General features: G+C 50.4%; 23 protein-coding genes. 3 read left to right on the forward strand and 20 right to left on the reverse strand.

All coding sequences use genetic code 11. The features are described 5' to 3' along the window. Positions 1-12 precede the first annotated feature (12 nt). The 16 genes from BCM14_RS01855 to rpsB all read right to left on the reverse strand — a co-directional run bounded on the left by BCM14_RS01855 (position 13) and on the right by rpsB (position 15,366). A complete protein-coding gene (locus BCM14_RS01855; protein WP_106226300.1) occupies positions 13-792 on the reverse strand; it encodes a TrmH family RNA methyltransferase in 780 nt (259 codons plus the stop codon). Further along, positions 789-1,385 (reverse strand): ribonuclease HII, encoded by a 597-nt coding sequence (gene rnhB / locus BCM14_RS01860; protein ID WP_106226301.1) that lies wholly within the window; start codon positions 1,383-1,385, stop codon positions 789-791. The genes BCM14_RS01855 and rnhB overlap by 4 nt, the downstream gene beginning before the upstream one ends. Beyond that, on the reverse strand, positions 1,375-2,559 hold the full coding sequence (gene lpxB / locus BCM14_RS01865; RefSeq protein ID WP_106226302.1) for a lipid-A-disaccharide synthase: 1,185 nt from the start codon (positions 2,557-2,559) through the stop codon (positions 1,375-1,377). Before lpxB ends, rnhB begins: the two co-directional genes overlap by 11 nt. Then, complete coding sequence (gene lpxA, locus BCM14_RS01870; protein ID WP_106226303.1) at positions 2,556-3,350, reverse strand: acyl-ACP--UDP-N-acetylglucosamine O-acyltransferase; 795 nt, start codon at positions 3,348-3,350, stop codon at positions 2,556-2,558. Before lpxA ends, lpxB begins: the two co-directional genes overlap by 4 nt. Continuing rightward, positions 3,350-3,805 carry a 3-hydroxyacyl-ACP dehydratase FabZ gene (fabZ, locus tag BCM14_RS01875; protein WP_106226304.1) on the reverse strand — a complete coding sequence of 152 codons (456 nt, stop codon included), beginning with the start codon at positions 3,803-3,805 and terminating at the stop codon, positions 3,350-3,352. Before fabZ ends, lpxA begins: the two co-directional genes overlap by 1 nt. A gap of 42 nt (positions 3,806-3,847) precedes the next feature. Further along, positions 3,848-4,969 carry a UDP-3-O-(3-hydroxymyristoyl)glucosamine N-acyltransferase gene (gene lpxD, locus BCM14_RS01880; protein ID WP_106226305.1) on the reverse strand — a complete coding sequence of 374 codons (1,122 nt, stop codon included), beginning with the start codon at positions 4,967-4,969 and terminating at the stop codon, positions 3,848-3,850. A gap of 10 nt (positions 4,970-4,979) precedes the next feature. Continuing rightward, complete coding sequence (locus tag BCM14_RS01885) at positions 4,980-5,531, reverse strand: OmpH/Skp family outer membrane protein (RefSeq protein WP_106226306.1); 552 nt, start codon at positions 5,529-5,531, stop codon at positions 4,980-4,982. A 93-nt stretch (positions 5,532-5,624) separates the two neighbouring features. Beyond that, positions 5,625-7,982 (reverse strand): outer membrane protein assembly factor BamA, encoded by a 2,358-nt coding sequence (gene bamA, locus BCM14_RS01890; RefSeq protein WP_106226307.1) that lies wholly within the window; start codon positions 7,980-7,982, stop codon positions 5,625-5,627. Positions 7,983-8,055: 73 nt separating this feature from the next. Beyond that, complete coding sequence (gene rseP / locus BCM14_RS01895; RefSeq protein ID WP_106226308.1) at positions 8,056-9,387, reverse strand: RIP metalloprotease RseP; 1,332 nt, start codon at positions 9,385-9,387, stop codon at positions 8,056-8,058. A 58-nt stretch (positions 9,388-9,445) separates the two neighbouring features. Further along, a complete protein-coding gene (gene ispC, locus BCM14_RS01900; protein ID WP_106226309.1) occupies positions 9,446-10,657 on the reverse strand; it encodes a 1-deoxy-D-xylulose-5-phosphate reductoisomerase in 1,212 nt (403 codons plus the stop codon). Then, positions 10,654-11,490 carry a phosphatidate cytidylyltransferase gene (locus BCM14_RS01905; RefSeq protein ID WP_106226310.1) on the reverse strand — a complete coding sequence of 279 codons (837 nt, stop codon included), beginning with the start codon at positions 11,488-11,490 and terminating at the stop codon, positions 10,654-10,656. Before BCM14_RS01905 ends, ispC begins: the two co-directional genes overlap by 4 nt. A 9-nt stretch (positions 11,491-11,499) precedes the next feature. Further along, complete coding sequence (uppS, locus tag BCM14_RS01910; RefSeq protein ID WP_106226311.1) at positions 11,500-12,258, reverse strand: polyprenyl diphosphate synthase; 759 nt, start codon at positions 12,256-12,258, stop codon at positions 11,500-11,502. Positions 12,259-12,272: 14 nt separating this feature from the next. Continuing rightward, positions 12,273-12,833 carry a ribosome recycling factor gene (gene frr / locus BCM14_RS01915; RefSeq protein ID WP_106226312.1) on the reverse strand — a complete coding sequence of 187 codons (561 nt, stop codon included), beginning with the start codon at positions 12,831-12,833 and terminating at the stop codon, positions 12,273-12,275. A gap of 9 nt (positions 12,834-12,842) precedes the next feature. Continuing rightward, positions 12,843-13,559 (reverse strand): UMP kinase, encoded by a 717-nt coding sequence (pyrH, locus tag BCM14_RS01920; RefSeq protein WP_106226313.1) that lies wholly within the window; start codon positions 13,557-13,559, stop codon positions 12,843-12,845. An 84-nt stretch (positions 13,560-13,643) separates the two neighbouring features. Then, entirely contained in the window at positions 13,644-14,522 is an 879-nt protein-coding gene (gene tsf, locus BCM14_RS01925; RefSeq protein WP_106226314.1) for a translation elongation factor Ts, read from the reverse strand. A 97-nt stretch (positions 14,523-14,619) separates the two neighbouring features. Beyond that, positions 14,620-15,366, reverse strand: a complete 747-nt coding sequence (gene rpsB / locus BCM14_RS01930) for a 30S ribosomal protein S2 (RefSeq protein WP_106226315.1) — start codon at positions 15,364-15,366, stop codon at positions 14,620-14,622. A gap of 199 nt (positions 15,367-15,565) precedes the next feature. Here rpsB and map point away from each other — a divergent pair, with 199 nt between their 5' ends. Genes map through BCM14_RS01945 form a run of 3 tightly spaced genes read left to right on the forward strand, consistent with a single transcriptional unit; the run spans position 15,566 to position 19,439 of the window. After that, positions 15,566-16,366, forward strand: a complete 801-nt coding sequence (gene map, locus BCM14_RS01935) for a type I methionyl aminopeptidase (RefSeq protein WP_106226316.1) — start codon at positions 15,566-15,568, stop codon at positions 16,364-16,366. 9 nt (positions 16,367-16,375) lie between these two features. Then, positions 16,376-18,964: a [protein-PII] uridylyltransferase gene (locus BCM14_RS01940; RefSeq protein ID WP_106226317.1), complete on the forward strand. Its 2,589-nt coding sequence runs from the start codon at positions 16,376-16,378 to the stop codon at positions 18,962-18,964. Next, positions 18,954-19,439: a disulfide bond formation protein B gene (locus tag BCM14_RS01945; RefSeq protein WP_106226318.1), complete on the forward strand. Its 486-nt coding sequence runs from the start codon at positions 18,954-18,956 to the stop codon at positions 19,437-19,439. The genes BCM14_RS01940 and BCM14_RS01945 overlap by 11 nt, the downstream gene beginning before the upstream one ends. Before the next feature lie 5 nt (positions 19,440-19,444). Here BCM14_RS01945 and purF read toward each other — a convergent pair whose 3' ends face one another. The 4 genes from purF to folC are packed head-to-tail and all read right to left on the reverse strand — an operon-like array spanning position 19,445 to position 23,685. Next, complete coding sequence (purF, locus tag BCM14_RS01950; RefSeq protein WP_106226319.1) at positions 19,445-20,959, reverse strand: amidophosphoribosyltransferase; 1,515 nt, start codon at positions 20,957-20,959, stop codon at positions 19,445-19,447. A 35-nt stretch (positions 20,960-20,994) separates the two neighbouring features. Beyond that, complete coding sequence (locus BCM14_RS01955; RefSeq protein WP_106226320.1) at positions 20,995-21,483, reverse strand: CvpA family protein; 489 nt, start codon at positions 21,481-21,483, stop codon at positions 20,995-20,997. Continuing rightward, positions 21,480-22,376 (reverse strand): SPOR domain-containing protein, encoded by an 897-nt coding sequence (locus BCM14_RS01960; protein WP_106226321.1) that lies wholly within the window; start codon positions 22,374-22,376, stop codon positions 21,480-21,482. The genes BCM14_RS01955 and BCM14_RS01960 overlap by 4 nt, the downstream gene beginning before the upstream one ends. A 4-nt stretch (positions 22,377-22,380) precedes the next feature. Continuing rightward, positions 22,381-23,685: a bifunctional tetrahydrofolate synthase/dihydrofolate synthase gene (folC, locus tag BCM14_RS01965; RefSeq protein ID WP_106226322.1), complete on the reverse strand. Its 1,305-nt coding sequence runs from the start codon at positions 23,683-23,685 to the stop codon at positions 22,381-22,383. Positions 23,686-23,729 lie beyond the last annotated feature (44 nt).

Here is a 23,729-nt window from a genome sequence, read left to right on the forward strand (position 1 = left end):
GTCAATCATCTTTCACGATACGCGATGCTGACGTCTTTGTTCAAATAAACAAATGGCGGCAGCGATACCAACATTGAGAGACTCTACAGCGGCTCTGTCGTGATTGATATTGATCCTTAACTTCGCTTGCGACAAGATTTCGGGCGCAACGCCCTGCCCCTCATGGCCAAACACCCAAGCGCAATGCTCAGGCAATTTCGTGTCGTAAAGGTCAGTTGATTTCGCAAGTGTCGTGGCGACAATCGGCAAACTCAAGTTTTGGCAAATTTCAACTAAATCCAGTTGTTCATAAAGCTTCAGCGCAAAATGGGCGCCTTGAGCACTGCGCAAAACCTTGGGTGACCAAAGTGCCGCCGTCCCCCTCGCACTCAATACTCGTTTGATGCCGGCCGCCGCACAGGTGCGCAACAAAGTCCCGACATTACCCGGATCCTGTATCCGATCCAGTAAAACAATGGACTCCTCAAAGCGTTTAGGCATTGTCCAGGTAGGCGCATCGCACACAAAAATAACGCCTTGATCCGTTTGTACATCAGCTAAGCCCGCCAGCAAGCCGCCAGGCATCGTGACACATAGCTCGTCTGGCAAGCGATCGATTAAGGCGACCAAGGCTGGCTGTTCGATTCGCGCAGCATCAAAAATCGCCATGCGTGGAAGGCGGTCATGATCAAGCCACGATTGACACAAGTGAATGCCGTCAAACAGGACGGGTTCATTACGACGACCAGCCGAGGATTGCCATTTATAAAGTTGCTTAAATAGCGGGTTGGCGCGGGATTCAATGTGTTTCAAACGTTATCCAGTAATTTTTTAACGGGCCCGAAACTGCGCCGGTGTGCCGGGCATGGGCCTAATTCGGTCAAGCGTTGCAGGTGCAACGCCGTACCATATCCTTTGTGTTGCTCAAAGGCGTAGCCGGGGTAGACTTTAGCGAGCTGCAGCAAATCTGCATCGCGTGCTGTCTTAGCTAGTATAGACGCTGCTGAGATGGCCGCTACTTTTGAGTCACCTTTTACTATAGTCAAGACTTGACAGCGAAGGCTCGGTGGCTGGTTGCCGTCTACCAACGCAATGTCGGGTTGCAGGCTGAGCTCATCAACAGCTCGTTTCATCGCAAGTAAGGTCGCTTGCAGAATATTGATCTTATCAATCTCTTCTACTGAAGCGCTGGCAACGGACCACGCCAAGGCTTTCGCCTTGATAATCGGAGCCAATGCATCGCGTTGTTTTTCACTGAGTTTTTTTGAATCGGCCAAACCAACAATCGGGTTTGCTGGATCAAGAATGACTGCGGCCGCAAACACAGCTCCGGCTAAGGGGCCTCTGCCCGCCTCGTCAACCCCCGCGGCAATCTTACCCTGCCAAGAGGACGCATCAATATCCATTGGCGACGTTAAGAATAGCCTGGGCAGCAATAGTGGCCGTGTCACGCTTCAGCGTATGATGTATTTCAAGAAAAGACTCAGCAATCGACGCCTGTTTACGCTCGTCAACGAGAAGCCGCCAAACCGCATCAGTCAGTTTTTCTGGCGTCGCCTCATCTTGCAAAAGTTCGGGCACAATAAAATCTTTGGCCAAAATATTTGGCAAACCGACCCAATCCAAATAAGGTCTGGCTTGTTTAGACTTCCAAGTCATCATTTTGCGCATCAGAAGCGGTAAATAGTACGAGATCACCATCGGCTTCTTAAATAAGGCGGTTTCGAGTGTGGCCGTACCACTTGCCACCAGTGCTACATCGCAGGCTTCTAGGGCATCCCAGGCGATAGGCCTCGCGGCTTGGCCGAGCAAATCGCTTTGAGTCAACACCCGTAAGCTTGGCAAGTTGAATTCGCGAGCGATTGCATCAAACTGCTGCCGGCGGGATTCATTGACCATAGGCACTAAAAACGTCAAGTTCGGATCTTTTTTAAACAAGCGTTCTGCTGTAGCTAAAAACCTGGGCGCTAGTACCTTGATTTCGGAGGCACGACTGCCAGGCAGTATGGCGATTACTCTGCTATTTTCGTCGAGTTTCAGCCGTTGCCGCGCTGCTTGCAAATCGGGGACGAGGGGAATTTCATCTGCCAAGGGATGACCGACGTAGGTCACTGGAATCCCTTCGTTTTGATAAATAGCTTCTTCAAACGGAAACACGACCAATATGCGCGTGACAGCCTGTTTGATGAAGTGGATCCGCTCATATCGCCAGGCCCAGATAGAAGGACCAACCAAATGCACGGTCGGTGTGCCTGACGCCTTGAGTCGAGCTTCGAGCCTCAAGTTGAAATCAGGCGCGTCAATCCCTAAAAAAAGATCAGGTGCCTCGCCGAGCCAGCGTTGCTTGACGTCTTGATGGGTTCTTAAAAGCGTTGGCAGGCGCTTTAAAGCATCCACGTAACCAAACACTGTTAACGCATGCATTGGATGCCAAATATCCATACCTTCGGCTTGCAACGCGGGCCCGCCAATGCCTTGAGCTTCAAGCGCTGGCGAGAGGCGTTTTAGACCTGCCAGTACCCGAGCGCCAATAAGATCGCCAGAGGGCTCACCTGCTACGAGCCCAATCTTGAGGCTCATGGACGCAGTATGCCTCTTGTCGACACCGCGAAGAAATCAAGAAACGCTTGCAACGCGGGCGCAACACCAGGTTCAGCCTGTTGCCTCGCGCGTAAGGACTCGCAAGCGTCCACCAGGGTCGCGCCGCTGCGATAAATGGTCTTATATGCATCTTTTAATGCATTCAGATCTTCGGCTGTGAAGCCACGTCGTTTCAAGCCCTCAGTATTGATACCCACCGGAACGCATGGATTACCAACTGTCATCAGGTAGGGGGCTAAATCAAGCCTAAGTGCGCTATGACCACCGGTCATCGTATGTGCGCCGACACGAACAAATTGATGGACTGCGGTCAAACCACCTAGAATCGCGAAATCATCAACATGAACGTGTCCCCCTAAAGTCACACCGTTAGCAAAGATAACGTTGTCACCAACCTGGCAATCATGCGCGATGTGTACGTAGGCCATGATCCAATTGTCAGATCCCATCCGAGTGACGCCCTCATCCTGCGCAGTCCCGGTGTTAATCGTGACGTACTCACGAACCATGTTGCGGTCACCGATAGTTAGCTTCGTCGGTTCGCCAGCGTATTTCTTGTCTTGAGGTACACCGCCAATAGAACAGAATCGGTAGAAATGATTGTGTTCACCAATGGTGGTATGGCCATCCACGACACAATGGGAGCCAATAATGGTATGTGCACCAACCGAGACGTTTGGGCCAATAATGGAATAAGCCCCAATGCTAACTGTTGGATCTAGTTGAGCTGAGGGATCAACAATTGCGGTGGGGTGAATCAGCTCAGACATCAGGCTTCTACCGACCGAATAGCACACATCAATTTAGCTTCTGCTACGACTTGACCATCCACCAACGCGCGACCATCAAAACGGGAAATACTGCGCCCTAAACGTAAGGCTTCGACTTCCAGAATCAACTGATCACCCGGCAGGACGGGTTTTCTAAAGCGGGCATCATCAACACCAGCGAGATAATAGAGACTTTTCCCATCTTGGCTCGTCTCAGCACCCTCTTTAACGACCAAGGACAAGATAGCTGCAGCTTGAGCTAGCGCCTCAATAATGAGAACACCCGGCATCACTGGCTGCTCAGGGAAATGGCCAGTAAAGAACCCTTCATTGATCGATACATTTTTTAAAGCACGAACGGTCTTGCCCGGTATGAGTTCAACCACACGATCAATCAACAAAAAGGGGTATCGGTGCGGCAGCACCGACATAATTTGTTTAATATCAAGTTGCATAACAATCCAATCAGCTATTTAACCCGTATTTCACCACAGATATTAATCGTCTCGCTCTAGTATCCGAAGGCGTTTTCGAAGTTGTGAAAGTTGTCCAATGACTGCTGCGTTTTTCTGCCATTCAGCATGCTCAGCAAACGGAAATACGCCCGTATATCGGCCTGGTTTCAACACGTTGGCGGTAACGGCTGTACCGCCCGAGATGTGCACATCATCCCCCAAAATCAAGTGTCCTGACAGCATGGATGCCCCACCAATGGTGCACCGCTGGCCGATAGTCGTTGAGCCGGCCACCCCAACACAGGCAGCCATTGCGGTGTGCGCACCCACCCGACAGTTATGTGCAATCATGATCTGATTATCGAGCTTAACCCCATCTTCAATAATCGTATTTTCGAGCGCACCACGATCAATTGTCGTGTTTGCACCGATTTCAACGTCGTCCCCAATTAGAAGTCCGCCCAACTGAGGAATCTTGCCCCAAGCGCCTTTGCCCAGGGTGCTATCTGGTGCAAAGCCAAATCCATCCGCGCCTAAAACGGCACCGCTGTGGACGATGGCACGAGACCCGATCTTAACCCCATCGTAAACACTGACTCTAGGATGGATAACACTCGAAGCGCCAATGACCGCATCGGAACCAACGACAACACCCGCACCAACATGCACTAACGCGCCAATCACCGATCGAGCACCAATCACAGCGTGAGGGCCAATCAATGCTGAAGTTGACACCTGGGCGCTGACGTCGATGCATGCTGTTGGATGAATGCCCGGCACAAAGCGGGGTTGCCTTGCAGAATCAAACCACTGCGCTAACCTTGCGTACAACAGATAAGGATGAGGAGAAACGACGCGAACAAAACGATTTGCAAGCTCTGCCAACCCGTCCGTTTCGGGCAGAGCGGAAGCCAGCGCTTCATTAATCTCGGGCAACACTATCACGACAGCAGCTTGGGTTAAGTAAAGCTGCTCTAGATACTTGCTGTGGACAATAAAGGAAATTTCTGTTTCGCCTGCACTCGAAAGAGAACCTATACCCGCAATCTGCGGATCACTGTCTTTTTGATCCCCAGCAAAAACCCCCTGCACCAAGCCGGCAGGGATGCTCTTGAGCAATTCGCTAAGTCTGGGAGCCCGATCAAGATCCAGCAGAACAGGCATGCGCAGTCAGTTAGTTACCGAGAGCCTGAATCACTTTATCGGTGATATCAATTCTTGGGTTTACCGTCACTGCATCCTGAATAATGGCATCAAAGTTTTCGACTTCAGCGATACGCTTGATAGACACATTTGCTTTCTCGACAATCACAGCAAACTCTTCGTTGCGGCGGCGATTGAAGTCTTCTTGAAACTCACGACGCTTACGCTGAAGATCAGCATCTTGGTTCGCCAACTCACGTTGACGCTTGCCGCGGTCGGATTCAGACAAAACCGGTGCGTCTTTTTCGAATTTCTGTGCAGAAGCTTTGAGCGAATTACCGATGCGCTGCAGATCTTCGTCGCGCTTTTTGAATTCAGCTTCGATCTTCGCTTGCGCAGCCCGAGCAGGTGCTGAGTCACGCAGGATTCTTTCAGTGTTAACAAAACCAATCTTGGATCCTTGAGCGTGAGCAACTTGTGTACTCGACAGACCCAAAGCAAGCGCACAAGCAACTGCGATAGTCCCCAGCACGTGGCGCAAGGAGGCAAAGGCAGGTAAAAACTTAAAGACAGTAGAAAGCATTATGAAGTTCTCGATAAAACAAAGGAATTGAATAACTATATTGTGCCATTAAATAAAGACGCAAATTGTCTTGCTATTTTACTTTTGTCGATGCTAGAAGCCTGTACCGATTTGAAACTGGAAGTTCTGAGTAATATCAGTTGAGGAAGCATTGAGCGGGCGAGCGTATGAGAGCTGCAATGGTCCCATTGGTGACTCCCAGGACAAGCCAACCCCGACTGAGTATCTTAGTTGACTTAGATCGATACCCTGATCAATCCCGTAGCCATTGTTACCATAAACTTGCCCAGCATCCGCAAAGGCATACCACCTAAGGGATCTATCTTTCTGGCTACCCGGGAACGGAAAATAGAACTGTGCATTACCGACAACGCGCTTAGAACCGCCCAAATACGTGCCTGAAACAGGGTCGATCGGACCGAGCGTGTTCGGGGAGTAACCCCGGACAGTACCAATGCCGCCTGCATAAATATCCTTAATGATTGGATAGGGATTGCTGCTATAGCTTTTGCCATAGTCAAACAAAGCGTTGAAGGCGAGCGTATAGTCGCGTCCGATCGGCATGTAATACTGCTGCTGAGCAGAAAGCATGTAGTACTGAAGATTCATCGTACCAATGTCCATCTTTAGACGCGTAAACGAGCCTTTAGTCGGTGCTACAGCGCTGTCACGTGTGTCCTTTGCCCAACCAGTATTGAGGATCACCGCGTTCGTCGATTGGCCATAGTTTGCGACGTAAGAATAATACGTCGCGGGTGAATTTTCGGACAAAGAAATCTGGCTGTTCTCAAGGTTTGCACCAACAAATATCCGGTCAAACTCGGTGATTGGCACGCCGAAACTCAACCCCGTGCCGATCGTACGAACTTGATACGTACCTGGATTGTTGGAGTAAGGGACCATATTGCGGTAATAAACAGACGTGGTCCGGCTGATCCCATCGTTGGTGAAGTAAGGATCGGTGTGAGAAAGCACAGCAGACGAGTTACCCCCAGTGGTTGTAACGTTAGCACTGGTAGACAGTTGCAAAGTCAGGTTTGTGCCGCTACCAAAAGCATTTTGTTCAGAAATACCAGCAGTTAGCAATACACCTTGCACTTGACCGTATCCGACACCTAGATTGAGCATACCAGTTGGCTTTTCGACAACATCCATGACCAGATCCACTTGATCAGGTGATCCGGGGACTGGCTCTGTCGCCACTTTGACTTCTTTGAAATAAGCTGTGCGCTCTAAGCGATCTTTTGAGAGTTTGATACTGTTTGAGTCGTACCAGGCAGCTTCAGCTTGCCTGATCTCTCGACGAACGACCGAATCCTTGGTGCGTTGATTACCAGCCACTTGCACGCGTCTGACGTAGACTCGACGGCTAGGATCCACATAAAAGGTTAAATCTGCAGTGTGTTTCTCTTTGTTGAGAATCGGGTTGGGATTAACGTTAGCAAAGGCATAACCCAAGCTCGCGAGATAATCAGTGATTGCCTTGGAAGTGGCATTAGTTTTTGCACCATTGAAAACATCATCGGCCTTGACTTGGACCAACTGCTCAATCTCTTGATCCAAGCCCATCAAGTTACCAGCCAGCTTCACCTTGGTAATTGTGTAGGGCTCGCCTTCATTTATGGTGACGGTAATAAAGATGTCGAGACGATCGGGTGAAATCGTGACTTGTGGTGGTTCAGCTTTAAATTCGAGATAGCCACGATCAAGGTAATAAGACTTCAACGCTTCAATATCTTTATCGAGTTTTTCGCGAGAGTATTGATCCGTATTGGTATACCAAGTCAGCCAACCAGGTGTCGTCAAGGTAAAAAGCTTCAACAAATCAGACTCGTCAAAAGCTTTGTTGCCGACGATCTTGATTTCGTGAATCTTGGCGACTTTACCTTCAAAAATATCAAAATTGATACCTACACGATTGCGCGGCAACGGAGTGATGGTCTCTGAGATCTCAACACCATATTTACCTTTGGATAAATATTGTTGTTTCAGCTCGAATTTAGCCTGCTCAAGCATGGCTTTATCAAACACACGCCCCTCGCCGAACCCCACTTGACGCAAGGTATCAATGATTGTTTTTGATTCGAATTCACGCATGCCGGTAAAAGCCAGTGAAGCAATGGTGGGGCGCTCTTGTACGATAATCACAGCTACCGTGCCATTGGTCTCAACGCGAACATCACTAAAAAGCCCCATCGCATACAAACGGCGAATTGATTCGGTCGCCAGCGCATCGTCGAACTTTTGACCCACTTTAAAGGGCAACTGGGAAAAAACTGTACCGGCATCAGTCCTTTGTACGCCTTCGACTCGAATGTCGCTTGCGACAAAAGGAGTAAATGCCGAGGCAAGCAGTGGCATCACGCACAGCAGTGCCAGGATCAGCTGACGACCGCGACGGGCAAGTGGGGCAAAGCAATTTGAGCTGGAACACTTACGGCGTGCGAACATCCTGGATAACCTTTGAGTGCGTGTAAAGAAAAATTTAACTAAGCGCAAATACGGATTTTAAGCTAGAAAAGTGTCAACTTAAAAGCCGCACAAAATCATTGAAAAGAGCGAGTACCATCAGGCAGGCCAACAGCCCCATCCCGGCTTTTTGAGCAAGATCAAGCCACTTCTCAGCAGGCGGTTTGCCAGTGACAATCTCGATGAGATAGTACAGCAGATATCCGCCATCAAGCATGGGGATTGGCAATAGATTAAGAACCCCCAAACTAATGCTGATCAATGCCAAAAAGCTAATGTACGCGGACAGCCCAAGCTTTACCGTTTGACCAGCATAATCTGCAATCGTCAGTGGCCCGCTTACATTGCGCCACGACACCTCGCCGACAATCATCTTGCCCATCATTTTTATAGAAAAAACCGAAGTATCCACCGTGCGCACTAAGGCCTGCCAAACGCTGTCTAGCAAATCGTACTGGACCAGCACCTGACTCGCCTCACCACTAAGCTGCACGCCTATGCGACCTAGCCGTGCGCCGTTTTCCAGGGTTTCCAGCCTCGGGCGTACGTCAATGACAATCTTTTGGTCTCCGCGCTCGACTTTCAATTGAACTAATTTTTCGGGGTTGGCCTGGATGAAATCGATAAGCTGAGCAACGTCCGGATCAGCTAGATCACCTACTGCCTGCACAACATCCCCAGATTGCAAGCCTGCGGATTCAGCAACGCCGCCCGCTACGACTTGATTGATAATGGGTCTGCCTTGGCTAAGACGCAAGCCAGCTAGCTTTAACGGATCAACGTTAGACGATGCCGTTGTGACTGGTGCATCAAAATTAATGCGCTTGGTCAAAATAAGACCTCGCCGATCAACTGTCACATCAGCACTACCGCCTTCCGTCACCTCGCGCAATAATTGATAGCGCACTTGGCCCCAGGATAACGTCGTCACATCACCCACTGAGGTAATACGATCGCCCGCTTGGAATCCAGCCAACGCTGCTGCTGTATTTTCTGGGACGGCTGAGATAACGGGTATGGGTTCTTTAACACCAACTAAATTCAAAGCCGCGTACAACACCACCGCCAACACGAGGTTAAAAACTGGGCCTGCCGCGACAATGGCAAAACGGGCCGCCACTGGCTTTGATTTAAACGAACAATGCTGTTCGTCAACCGATCCACCAGGTGTCGGCTCTTCAAGCATTTTGACGTAACCACCTAAGGGGATCAGCGAAATCGCCCACTCTGTGCCGTGCTTGTCTGTACGCTTGATTAGTACCTTACCAAATCCAATGGAAAATCTCAGGACACGCACACCGCAGGCGCGCGCGACAGAATAGTGACCAAGCTCGTGAAACGTAATAAGTACGCCAAGCGTGACGAAAAAAGCAAGGACAGTCATCATAGAGAAACCAATCGGCGCATAGCCTGAAGTGTTGTTCGCGTCATCGCTCGCAGTATTGTCATCTTACCAGTGCGCGTTTAACCAACTTCATTGCAGTTAATCTTGCTTCTCGATCCAGTGCCAGAATGTCATCCAGACTATTCAATGATGCTTCAGTATGAGATTCAAGCCAGTTTAATGACTCTGAAATGATCGTTGGGATATCGATATATCGCAGTCCTTCCTCAAGAAAAGCGGCAACGGCCACTTCGTTTGCCGCATTCAAAACGACGCACGCTGCCTGCCCTGCCTTGAGTGCTGAGAAAGCCAGTTGAAGACATTCGAACTTGCGGAAATTAGGTGCCTCGAAATCGAGTCTACCGTGGGCAACCAAATCCAAAGCGCTTACCCCGGATTGAATTCGCTCAGGAAAACCCAACCCATAGGCAATGGGTGTTCGCATATCGGGTTGACCAAGTTGGGCAATAACAGAGCCATCTTCATACTCAACCATAGAGTGAACAATACTCTGCGGATGTATCACAACATTTATTTGGTCCGCCGCCATCCCAAACAGCCAGTGCGCCTCGATCACTTCAAGACCTTTATTGGCCATCGTCGCAGAGTCGACTGATATTTTTCTGCCCATTGACCAATTGGGATGCGCGCAGGCTTGCGCTGGCGTGACGTGGGCTAACTCTTCAATCGACGACTTCCGAAATGGTCCGCCTGAAGCCGTCAAAATCAAACGCCTAACGCCGGCTGAAGCTAGGTTTGACCCCTGAGTACCGCTTCGGTGAGGAAGGCATTGAAAAATCGCATTATGCTCACTATCGATTGGCAATAGTTCGGCACCCGAGGCATGCACCGCGTTCATGAATAGGTGCCCCGCCGCAACAAGCGCTTCTTTATTGGCTAAAAGGATTCGCTTGCCAGCGTGTGCGGCAGCCAGGGCTGAAGGTAAGCCGGCAGCGCCGACAATTGCAGCCATAACGATTTGACTCTCTGCCTCGGCAGCTGTCTCTGTCAGAGCCTTGGCACCCACGCGTATCTCAGGTTTGCGGACACGGCTGGGCCAGACCTCATTGAATCTTGCTCGGGCCGCTTCATCGGGCACGATGGCTATTTTTGCACCCGTTCTTTCACATTGGATCGCCAAGGCATCAATTCGGTTGTGAGCCGACAACGCATAAACACCATACCGATCTGGATGCCTTGCAATCACATCAAGTGTGCTTTCGCCAATGGATCCGGTTGAACCCAGTACGGTGACAAGCTGTGTTGCGTTCATCGAAACTCGGTCAACATAAAAGCCAAAGGTACGACAGCAATCACGGCATCAATTCGATCCAGGACGCCACCATGTCCAGGTAATAAGTTACTTGAGTCTTTTACGGCTGCTCGCCGTTTAAGCAAGGACTCAAATAAATCACCAACAATCGACATAACCGCCAGTGCAATAGCGATAAACACCGTAGACCAAAGCCCCCAAATCCGGACAAGCTCTGCGGCAAATGTGTTAGCCCATTGGGCCGACACAAGTATCCATGTCAGCACACCGACAATCCCGAACAGAGCACCTTCAAGCGTTTTCCCAGGACTGATTCGGATCGCAAGTTTGCGTCGACCATAAGCTTTACCGCCAAAATAGGCTGCAATATCAGCAATCCAGATAACAACGAGCAAAGAAAATAAGTACAACGCCCCACGCTGTAGAAACAATAGGGTAAGACAGCACCAGGCCGTCGCCAACGTGATCACCCCAAATATGGACCAAGTAACTGATGAGGCCGGCACATCGGTGTCCCCCTTGATAACACTAGCCAGGGCCAGGGTACACCAAGCAAGCGACGTGAGTAATACGAGCGTTTTGACAGCGACCGCGGCTTCGTGAGAGGCGGTTACCCAGATATTGGATTGATAGGCACTTAAGAAAAACAGTATTGAGCCAACGAGCGCCGCCAACCATGATGGAGCCCTTGTTGTCAGTCGCAACCACTCCCAGCAGGCACAAGCACAAGTGAGCGATAAAAACAATAACAACGGCCAAGCACTCGGTGCAGCAAGCGCCCCAGCAAGTATGGCAAGTAAAACAATTGCCGTAATGACTCTTTGTCTGAGCATGGCTTGGATCTAAACCGGAGACTTCAGTTGCGCACTCGTTCGGCCGAACCGACGCTCGCGGTTACGATACCACTCAAAAGCTTGTAGGATTTCATCTTCACCGAAGTCAGGCCAATAACAATCTGTGAAGTAAAGCTCCGTGTATGCCATCTGCCAGATCATAAAGTTAGAAATACGTTGCTCGCCGCCGGTACGGATAAACAAATCAGGTTCCGGAGCCCACGATAAGGCGAGGTGTTTAGCTATCGTTGCCTCGTCTATGCGCTCGGGGTGATCCGCCAGCGACGGATCGGCCGCCAGCATTTTTTTGGTGGCGTTCAGCACGTCCCAACGACCACCGTAGTTGGCAGCAATACTCAAATGCAGGGTGTCGTTATGGGCAGTGGCGGACTCGGCCTGCGCGATCAGGTCTTGCAATCTTGGTTCGAAAGCCGATATATCGCCAATCACGTGCAGTCGGATACCCTGTTCTTCTAGTTTTTTGACCTCACGCTCGAGCGCCTGAATAAACAGACGCATCAAGATTGACACTTCATCTGCCGGCCGACGCCAGTTTTCAGAACTAAAGGCGAAAAGTGTCAGATGGCGAACCCCTAATCTGCCGCAAGCTTGTACAGTTCGAGTGACTGCTTGAACGCCTTTCGCGTGACCAACAGTTCGCGGTAGCATCCGCTGAGTGGCCCAGCGCCCATTGCCATCCATAATGATCGCCACATGCTGCGGAATCGCGGATGTAATCGGTACTTCTTGGGTTGAGCTGATCGCCATATCAATCGACAGTTTTAAACCGTCATGATCTCAGCTTCTTTTTGAGAGATTAATTTATCAATATCAACGACACAACGATCAGTCATCTTTTGCACGACGTCTTGCGACCGACGCTCATCATCTTCGGATATTTCTTTATCTTTCACGAGTTTCTTTAATGCTTCGTTGGCATCGCGACGAAGATTGCGCACAGCGATTTTGGCATCTTCACCTTCTGACTTGACGACTTTGGCCAGATCACGACGACGCTCTTCCGTCAACGCTGGCATGGGCACACGAATATTGTCGCCCATACCAATTGGATTCAAACCAAGATCTGAGTCACGAATCGCTTTTTCGACCACAGAGCCCATGTGTTTTTCCCAGACCTGAACACTCAGGGTTCTGGCGTCGAGCAAATTGACACTCGCCACTTGGCTAAGCGGTACTGGCGAACCGTAGTATTCAACTTGAATATGATCCAAAATACCTGCATGGGCACGGCCTGTGCGGATTTTGGCGAGATTGGTCCTCAGGGTGTCGATCGACTTACCCATGCGGGATTCCGCAGACTGTTGAATATCAGAGACACTCATGGGGTTCCTTTAAACGTGTACTAACGTGCCTTCATCTTCACCACTGACTGCTCGTTTGAGTGCGCCAGGCTTATTGATTGAGAACACGCGAATGGGAAGTTTTTGATCTCGGCACAAAGCAAAGGCAGTGGCATCCATAATTTCAAGGCGCTTACCAATTGCTTCATCAAATGATATTTTGTGATAACGCGTGGCTGACGGATCCTTTTTAGGATCAGCCGTGTAAATACCATCAACTTTGGTTGCTTTTAAAACGATCTCAGCACCAATCTCAGCGCCACGAAGTGCAGCTGCCGTATCAGTTGTAAAAAATGGGTTACCCGTACCGGCAGCAAAAATAACCACTTTGCCTTCTTCGAGGTAGCGCAATGCTTTGGGCCGAATATAGGGCTCGACGACCTGCTCGATATTCAAGGCAGACTGCACGCGGGCGTCGACACCGCGGTGTTTGAGTGCATCTTGCAGCGCAAGCGAGTTCATCACTGTTGCCATCATGCCCATGTAATCGGCCGTTGCTCGGTCCATGCCTTGAGCACCAGGAGCAACACCTCTAAAAATATTGCCACCACCAATAACAATGGCCAGTTGCACGCCCATTGCCACCACTTCAGCTACCTCTTCTGTCATCCGAACGATTGTGCTTCGATTGATACCAAAAGCATCATCCCCCATGAGCGCTTCACCAGACAATTTCAATAATGTTCTTTTGTGCTGCTTGCTGGTCATGGTGGCTCTCTCGCAAGAAATTTGGGTAATGAAGTTTAGACGATTGCGACCCGAATTTCGCTCACCCGGGTCGCTTCATACAGCTTAAGCTGTACCCGCAGCGGCTGCAGCCACTTCAGCAGCGAAATCGCTCGTCTTTTTCTCGATACCCTCACCGACCACAAACAAGGCAAAGCTTGCGATGGAGGCGTTTTTCTCTTTCAACATCTGTGCAATAGTCTGTTTATCATTTTTGACAAAAGGCTGCGAGGTCAAAGCAACTTCTTTCAAAAACTTCTGCACAGAACCTTCGACCATTTTTTCAACGATCTCAGCGGGCTTGCCAGACTCAGCAGCTTTTAGACGGGCCACCGAGCGCTCGGCTTCTTTATCAGCCTCTGACACCCCATGCTCGTCAACCGCACGAGGCTTGGTTGCGGCAATGTGCATCGCTAGATCTTTGCCCACTTCATCAGCGCCAGCATAGTCAACCAGCACGCCAATTTTGCCGCTATGCACATAGCTCGAAAGCTTGTTCGCTGTGGCAAAACGCTGAAAGCGACGAATTGATATGTTTTCGCCAATTTTGCCGATCAATGCTGCGCGGATAGTATCGACGGTGCCTTCAGCCATCGGTGCTCCGGACAAAGCAGCAACGTCTGCGACTTCGGTTGTGGCAACCAGTTTGGCCAACTCGTTGACGAAAGCGACGAAGTCATCATTTTTGGCGACGAAGTCTGTTTCGCAATTCACTTCGATTACCGCACCTTGTTTGGCATCGGTTGAAATGAACAAGCCGATTAGGCCTTCAGCGGTCACGCGGCTAGACGCCTTACTAGCCTTGCTGCCCAGCTTGACGCGCAGAATTTCTTCAGCTTTTGCCATGTCGCCGGCAGCTTCTGTTAGGGCTTTCTTGCACTCCATCATGGGTGCATCTGTTTTCTCGCGCAGTTCTTTAACCATTGCTGCGGTAATTTCGGCCATGTTTGCTCCTGGAATTTACAAAAAGCACCCCGAACAAATGCCGGGGTGACGGTTACTTCAAGCCGATACATGGATCGGCGAGTACGACACAAGCAGCTTAAGCTTGCTCGTCGTCTACTTCTACAAACTCTTCGTCTACTGACAGCTCTTCAACCAGCCCGTTCAGATTTTGTGCACGCCCTTCGAGCACGGCATCAGCCACGCCTTTGGCGTACAGCGCGATCGCCTTTGCCGAGTCATCGTTACCGGGGATAACAAAATCAATGCCATCTGGTGAGTGGTTGGTATCAACAACTGCGACAACTGGGATACCCAAAGTCTTCGCTTCAGCCACCGCAATCTTGTGGTAACCGACGTCGATAATGAAGATAACGTCAGGCAGGCCGTTCATATCCTTGATGCCGCCGATCGACTTGTTCAGCTTGTCGAGTTCACGTTGAAACATCAAGCCTTCTTTTTTGGTCAGGCGCTCGGTGCTACCTTCAGCGGCCATGATTTCCATGTCTTTGAGGCGTTTGATCGAGCTCTTAACCGTTTTGAAGTTGGTGAGCATGCCACCCAACCAACGGCTGTCTACGAAAGGCATACCAGCGCGTGCTGCTTCGGCAGCAATGAGCTCGCGAGCGGCGCGTTTGGTGCTGACAAACAGGACTGTGCCGCCTTTCGCAGCTGTCTGTTTGACGAATTTGATGGCGTCTTGGTAATTGGCAACCGTTTTTTCAAGGTTGATAATGTGAATCTTGTTGCGATGACCAAAAATGAAAGGAGCCATTTTTGGGTTCCAGTAGCGGGTCTGATGACCAAAGTGCACACCGGCTTCAAGCATTTCGCGCATTAACGACATAGTGATATTACTCCGAGGGTTGGGTCTGGTATTGAGTCTGCACTTGTCTAAACTAGATAAGCACCCTGGCGACCCAACACGCGATTAGGGTTTTTGAAAAACGAGTGGCACAAACCGGCAACTCAATGACCAAAAACCAATAAAAAAACTAGGTAAGCCTATAATTCTACTATCTTTCACCATTAGTGTTCAAGTGGCCATGGGTTTAGTAACAAATAACGACGATCTCGACAAAATGAGAGCAGCCTGTCGCGATGCAGCAAAAGTTCTCGATTACATCACCCCTTTCGTCAAGGCGGGGGTCACAACAGGTGAGCTTGATCAGCTTTGCCTAAAATATCTGACAGAGGTGCTTCAGGTCACTTCCGCGACGGTCGGCTATGCGCCTCCCGGCTATCCGCCGTTTCCCGGTGCAATCTGCACGTCAATCAATCACCAAGTTTGCCACGGGGTACCCGGCGACCGGGTTTTGAAAAACAGCGATGTCCTCAATATTGACGTCACGATTATCAAGGATGGCTGGTTCGGCGACACAAGTCGTATGTATTACATAGGCGAACCGTCGATTTTGGCTAGGCGGCTGACTGAAACAACCTACGAGTGTATGTGGCTGGGCATCAATCAAGTCAAACCAGGAAATACCCTGGGCGACATCGGCAATGCTATACAGAAACATGCCGAAAAAGCAGGCTTTTCGGTCGTTCGTGAGTTCTGCGGTCACGGTATCGGGAAAAAATTCCACCAAGAGCCGCAAGTCCTCCATTACGGTAAACCCGGCACGGGGACCAAACTAGAACCAGGTCTTATTTTCACCATTGAGCCAATGATTAACGCTGGCCGTCGCGAAATCCGGCAACTGGCAGATGGCTGGACGGTCGTCACCCGGGATCACAGCCTCTCGGCACAATGGGAACACACCATACTTGTCACTGAAACTGGTTTTGAAGTGATGACAGTTTCAGACGGAATGCCAGCGCTACCCTCGTTCATTCTGCAGTAAATACTGAAAATGGATCATCAGGCAATCAAAGATATCGCTCTGGTCGTTCAACAAGAAAGAGAACGCGCCATCACTGCTTACCGGGCCAAGCCGTCAGCAGATCGCCTGCTCGGTGCGCTGCGACGAACCGTTGATCAGGCTCTCGGCAGATTACTTGCCGTTTGTCCTCTCCCCAAAGGGGCAGCGATGGCCGCAGTGGGTGGTTACGGACGGGGTGAGCTCTACCCCTACTCCGACGTTGATGTGTTGATTTTGCTACCGCGAGATCCCAATCCTGCCGAGGCCGAATTATTAAGTACCGTCGTTGCTGCCATGTGGGATATTGGCATTGAGCCTGGTTATAGCGTCCGAACGATTGATCAGTGTCTGTCTGAAGCTGCTGCGGATATTACCGTTGAAACGTCAATGCTCGAATCTCGCTGGGTGGCCGGGAGTCGTTCGCTTGTCAGACAATTTTCGGCGGCCATGACCGCAAGGATCGACGCGCAGAAATTCTTTCAGGCAAAGCGTGCTGAAATGCAGCAACGACATGCTCGCTATCAGGATACCCCGTATTCGCTTGAACCAAACTGTAAAGAATCTCCTGGCGGCCTCAGAGATCTTCAAGTAATCATGTGGATGGCAAGAGCCGCTGGATTTGGCAAAAGTTGGCAAGAAATCGCGCGTGCTGGGCTTTTGACCGCTAAAGAGGGCCGCGACCTCAGAAGGGCTGAGCAAGCATTTAAGCGATTACGAATTGAATTGCACCTGTTGACCCAGCGCCGCGAAGATCGTCTGTTGTTTGATCTTCAACACGGACTGGCGCAGGCATACGGCATTGAGGCAAGTCAAACTCGCCGTGCAAGCGAGATGTTGATGCAACGATATTATTGGGCTGCGCGCCTGGTCACGCAGCTCAATATTTTATTGGTCGAGAACATTCAAGAACGCTTGTTCCCTACCCCTGAACATGACGTTCGCATCATCGACGCCTATTTTGTCAATCGCCATAATCGTATCGATATCTCTCGAGAAAGTATCTTTGAGCAAACGCCTTCGCTGCTTTTGAAAATATTTCTGGTCATGCAACAGCATCCCGAGATTGACGGATTGACTGGTCGAGCGTTGCGAGCGATTTGGCACAACCGACATCGTATAGACGCTCAGTTCAGACGCGATCCGGAAAACAAGCATCTTTTTCTCCAAATTCTTCAGCAACCACAAGGGCTGGTGCACGCCCTGCGTCGGATGACCATGTTGAATATTCTGCCGAGATATCTCCCTCCTTTCCGGCGCATCGTCGGTCAGATGCAACACGATTTATTTCATGTGTATACGGTTGATCAACATACCCTCGCAGTGATCCGTAATTTACGACGCTTCACCATGCCCGAGCATGCGCAAGAGTATCCGCTCGCCTCTCGCTTAATGGCAAGTTTTGATCGTCACTGGCTCCTTTACGTCGCAGCGCTTTTTCACGATATCGCTAAGGGACGTGGCGGTGATCATTCAGTGCTGGGCGCAACAGAAGTGACACGCTTTGCCCGATCGCACGGACTAGACAGAGCTGACACTGAGCTAGTCATTTTTCTGGTTGCACAGCATCTTCAAATGTCTCAGGTTGCGCAAAAGCGTGACTTATCTGACCCGCAAGTCATTGACACGTTTGCTCGACAAGTGAAGGATGTCAGACACTTAACAGCACTGTATTTGCTGACAGTTGCCGATATCCGCGGCACAAGCCCCAAAGTATGGAACACTTGGAAAGGCAAATTGCTTGAAAGTCTCTTTCATTCAACGCGCGCGTTGTTGGGAACTGAGCCACAAGAATCGAATACCGTTCTTAAACAGCGCACGGATGAAGCGACGCGCTTGACCAATCTCGTTGGTATTTCCGAGGAGAACCGTGAGCGTTTTTGGGCCCAGCTCGATGTGGCTTATTTTTTGCGTCACGATGCGAGCGATATTGCTTGGCACACCCGTCATCTCAACTATCAGTCGCAAGCTGAGCACGTGATCGTAAAAGCAAGACCAACTGATGGCGCGGAAGGGCTTGAGGTGATGGTTTACACCAAAGACATGCCTGATTTATTCGCCCGCATCTGTTTGTTCTTTGGCTCCAAGGCAATGAATATTCTTGATGCAAAGATTCACACCACTCGTCGCGGCTATGCCCTGGACAGTTTCGTCGTTATGCCAGCCAATGAATCACAAGAATTGCGCACGCTTGCACCCATGGTTGAATATGAGTTGGCCCTGCAATTACAAGACCCTAGCCAAGAAGCACCCAAAGCTCAAAACATCATGGATACTAGAACCTCTCGCCTATCCAGAGCTTTTCCTGTTCCTCCCCTCGTACAGATATACCCAGATGAGGGCAGCGAGAATTGGCGGCTTGAAATCACAGCAACAGACCGACGTGGTCTGCTGAGTAGTATTGCCGAAAGTTTTGTTCACTTCGGTATAACCGTTCAGACAGCGAAGGTGATGACGTTAGGGGATCGGGTGGAAGACGTTTTTGTGATTAGTGGCGATTGCTTACAGCAACCCAGAACGCAGCGACAGTTCGAAAGATCACTCCTTGAAGCACTTTCAGAGACACTAAAAAATGTTGCTTGAGAGAAAACTATTTTCTTTAATTTTTATATTTTGCTTTGCGGCACTGAGCACAGCACTGGTTTCCCAACACGTCTTCAGCCTGATGCCATGCGCCTGGTGTGTCATGCAAAGGCTGATCTATGTGTTGATTGGCTTAATCGCCGCCGGCCTCGCTTTAATACCTTGCAAAAAATGGCCTGTCACGATTGGAGGTATTGCTCTGATCGTCTTGTCTTTTTCTGGGATCGCTGCAGCCTGGTATCAAACACATTATGCTGCCAAGGCATTCTCATGCAATCTGGGTTTTGCGGATAAGTTAATGATTAACACAGGACTAGATGCCGCACTGCCGTCAGTGTTTGGTATCTTCGCTAGTTGCGCTGATGCCGTCGTCAACATTATGGGACTGGACTACTCAAGCTGGAGCTTGTTGCTTTTCGGTGTGCTCGGTTCGATCGCAACAATCATCACGGTCAGGTCTGTGAGAGCAACTTAGCGTGTTCATTCGTCCTCAGCCGCATATCCCATATTGAACAACAGACCACCAGATTCATCCTGTGAGTGCTTGCGCGACTCGCCAAGCTGTTCAAGATAGGCCGGTGTGATATCGCCCGTCACATACTCACCAGTAAAGCATGAGGTGTCAAACTGTTTTAATGCCGGATTCAGATCTGTAATCGATCTTTCCATTGCGTCGATATCTTGATACACCAGTGCATCGGCGCCGATAATCTCAGCAATCTGATCATTATCCCTACCTGTGGCGATCAACTCTTTCTGAGTTGGCATATCGATACCGTAAACATTCTGATAACGCACTGGCGGCGCAGCAGAGGCCATGTACACCTTGTTTGCACCGGCCGCACGCGCCATGTCAACGATCTCACGACTCGTCGTACCCCGGACAATCGAGTCGTCAACCAGCAGAACATTTTTGCCTTTGAACTCGAGACCGATGGTATTTAATTTTTGTCTGACTGATTTTTTGCGTACAGACTGCCCGGGCATAATAAAGGTACGGCCCACGTAGCGGTTTTTAATCAGACCTTCCCGATAGTTTAGATTTAGGCGTGCAGCTAACTGCATTGCCGCCGGGCGGGACGAGTCAGGTATTGGCATCACCACGTCGATATCACCTAGCCGTAAAGTCCGTGCCAATTTATCGGCCAAGTACTCACCCATCCGCAGACGAGCACCGTACACTGATACGCCCTCAAGCACTGAGTCGGGACGGGCAAAATAAACATATTCGAAAATACAAGGTGCGTGAATGGCACCCACCGTACACAGCTCGCTGGATACTTTTCCATCTAAAGAAATAAAAATTGCCTCGCCTGGCAAGATGTCCCGAACAAAAACAAAACCAGATCCTTCCAGAGCGACCGACTCGGACGCGACCATCCACTCAGGACCTTGTGGCGTATCAAAACGACCCAAACACAAGGGACGAATGCCATGGGGATCTCTGAAAGCGAGCAAACCATAACCGGATATCTGCGAGATCACTGCGTAAGCGCCTTTAACCCTCTGATTAACCGCCTTCACAGCTCGGAAAATAGCCCCTTCGTCAAGTGACACGCCGTTAGCCGCAGTTTGAAGCTCATGAGCTAGGACGTTGAGTAAAACCTCAGAGTCTGAATTGGTGTTGATGTGTCGTCGATCAACGTTGAACAGAGATTCACGAAGGCTACGCCAGTTAGTCAGGTTCCCGTTATGTGCGAACGTAATACCAAACGGCGCATTGACATAAAATGGTTGAGCTTCCTCAACGCTGTCACTCGAACCAGCGGTGGGATAACGAACCTGTCCGATACCACTCGTACCAGGCAACGACCGCATATTACGAGTACGAAACACGTCACGCACCAAGCCGTGAGCCTTGTACATATTGAAATGATTGCCGTTTGATGTCGCTATCCCGGCAGCATCCTGCCCCCGATGCTGCAACAGTAGCAAACTATCGTAGAGCAACTGATTGACAGGACCACGTCCGATTACTCCAACGATTCCACACATATTGATTCCGTGATGAAAGATAAATAGCGACTGGGTTAGTAAGGCAACCAACTTTGGAACGGCGCCGGCAAACGTTGTTTGATTTCTTGAACGACATGCACAATAGGACTCGAAAACATCGCATTCTTCCACCAGACCTCAGTGGGTAGCGGCGTGAAACCAGCCAACGTCACGACTAACAGAATAAAAAGCCCGCCCCGTAACAGACCAAAGACTGCACCTAAACCGTGATCTGCCGGGCTCAAGCCGGTCTTGTTGATCAAGGCGTGCAAGGTCATGTTGACCAAACCAACCAACAGCAAGACACAAGCGAAAACACCGATATAAGCGAGAGCCATCCGTACGATATTTTGACTAATCCACGCTTGCATCCAATCCGTCGCAACCGGCCCCCACCAAATTGCCGCCAGAAACGCCAGCGCGTAGGCGACCAAGGAGAGGACTTCTTTAAGTAAACCACGTATCAAGCCCAATATAGCTGATAAGCCAAGCACTGCTAGCACGACGAAGTCAAAACCAGTCACTGTGGAATGATGTAAGCGCTACCAAAACCAAGCGTACGCAATCGCGTTTGCGCTGCTTGGGCGGATTCCTTGGTCGCAAATGGGCCAGCTCTGACGCGATAGTATTGTCTGCCAGAGACTTCTACAGGGCCATCAACATAGGCATTGCTGACACCCTGGCTGACTAGTTTGTCACGCTGGATATTCGCCTCGGCTTGCATATCTAAGGATACAGCTTGAACCACAAAATTTGCTTTGGTTGGACCCCGAGACGTAACGCTTGACTTACTGGTATCCGCAGTGCTCGAAGGTGCTGTTGAAGAGGCGCTCGAACGTCCCTCAAGCAGTGCCAAGGCTTGACTGCCGTCGTCGGTACGGGTTTTGTCTTGTACATCCTTAGTATTCTTGACGTCTTTTGCCACAGTTTGGGCTGACTTGCTGTCTATGGTTTTTTTGGCGTCCGCCTTGGCAGCCGCCAACACTGCAGCAGACGAATCAGTTTGACCACTGGATGAAGCCTCCGGCACAGGCGCTGTTGCAGCGGCAGCTGCTTCAGCACTGGGCAGGGCTTGGGGATTAGTTACTGTGCCGGACGCCGCGCTAGCCGAGGCGTTTGCGGCAGGACTGGCCGCGCTGCCGGATACCATTGAGCTCGGGTCAGCTAAGTTGGGTTGAAATGGTGAATCTTGTCGGGGGATCTTGACTGTAATCTTATCAGTATCGGTATTCGGCTCGGAATCCAGCAACATGGGTAGGACTACCACGGCTGCGAGCACCAGCGCGACGGCACCAGCCAGTCTGCGTCGAGCACGCACCCTGAGTTCGGCGGCCTGTGCCTCACTTGAAACAGAGGGGCGTGGTTTTGCTGCCGGTTTACGGCTCGCTGAACCTTCTTTTCTGGAAAACAATCCCATATCTTTAATCAGTTACCTTCTCAAGCGCACCAGCAACCGTTAGAAACGATCCGAATACCACGATTCTATCATCCAGGTTGCAGTTAGCTCTGGCTTGTCCGTACGCAAGTTCCACCGTATCAAACGCTTTAATAGTGGGTTTCTCTGCAGGAGGAGCAGGCATCGTGGCAATCGTTTCTTGGACACGCTGAGCAAGTTGCTCTCCCGTCAAACCTCGTGGGCCGGGCAAGCCTGCGCAAAACCAGAAATCTATTCTGCCTGCGAGGTGCCTTACCACCGATTCGACATCCTTATCCGACAACATGCCAAAGACGGCATAGGTGTAGGGATGGAAGCCCATATTGCCGAGGTTTTTCTCAAGCACTGCTGCTGCGTGCGGGTTATGCGCGACATCCAGGATGGTTAGCGGTTGGCCTGGCAGTATTTGAAACCTGCCAGGCAAGGAGGCCTGAATCAAGCCCAGCCTGACCGCCTGTTGCGGAACTGACAGGCGATCTCTTAAGGACTCAAGAGCCGCGAGTGCTGCGGAAGCATTCAGTAATTGATTGGCGCCTCGCAACGCAGGATAGGCCATCGCATTGCGTCTCTGAGCCCGACCAGCAAACGCCCACTGTTGCCGATCGCCTGAATAATTGAAATCGCGACCGAAAAGCCATAAATCGGCACCGATTGCCGAGGCGTAGTCAAGTAAAGACTGAGGCGGTGCAGGATCGCTACAGATGGCCGGCTTGCCAGATCGGTAGATATGGGCTTTTTCGGCACCAATGGCTTCACGCGTGTCACCCAGCCACTCGACGTGATCAATATCAACGCTCGTGATGATTGAGCAGTCTGCATCGACCATATTGACAGCATCCAGACGCCCGCCCAACCCCACTTCGAGCACCATCACGTCTAATTTGGCTTTGGCAAACATCGCCAATACGGCCAAGGTGGTGAACTCGAAATAGGTCAACGACACATCTTGTCTAGCCGCTTCGATCCGATTGAATTCAGCCGTAAAGTCGGCATCGGTGACGATTTTGCCATTTATGCGTGCACGCTCATTAAACTTAATCAGATGGGGAGACGTATAGAGCCCCACCTTGTATCCTGCGGCGAGCAAAATTGCCTCGAGCATGGCGCAGGTTGAGCCCTTGCCGTTTGTCCCCCCCACCACGATCTTCAGTGCCGGCGTGTCAAGTGCCAGTCGCTCAGCGACCTGACGCACTCTGGCTAGCCCCATATCGATGGTGCTCGGATGAAGACGTTCAAGATAACTTAGCCATTCATCGAGTGACGACTGGTCAGTGGGGGTGCTGTGTTGCATGGATGTAAGTCACTCTTCCAACTAACAATACAGAATTTTAACAG

It is taken from the genome of Jezberella montanilacus (assembly GCF_003003055.1).
GTDB classification, from domain to species: Bacteria; Pseudomonadota; Gammaproteobacteria; order Burkholderiales; family Burkholderiaceae_B; genus Zwartia; species Zwartia montanilacus.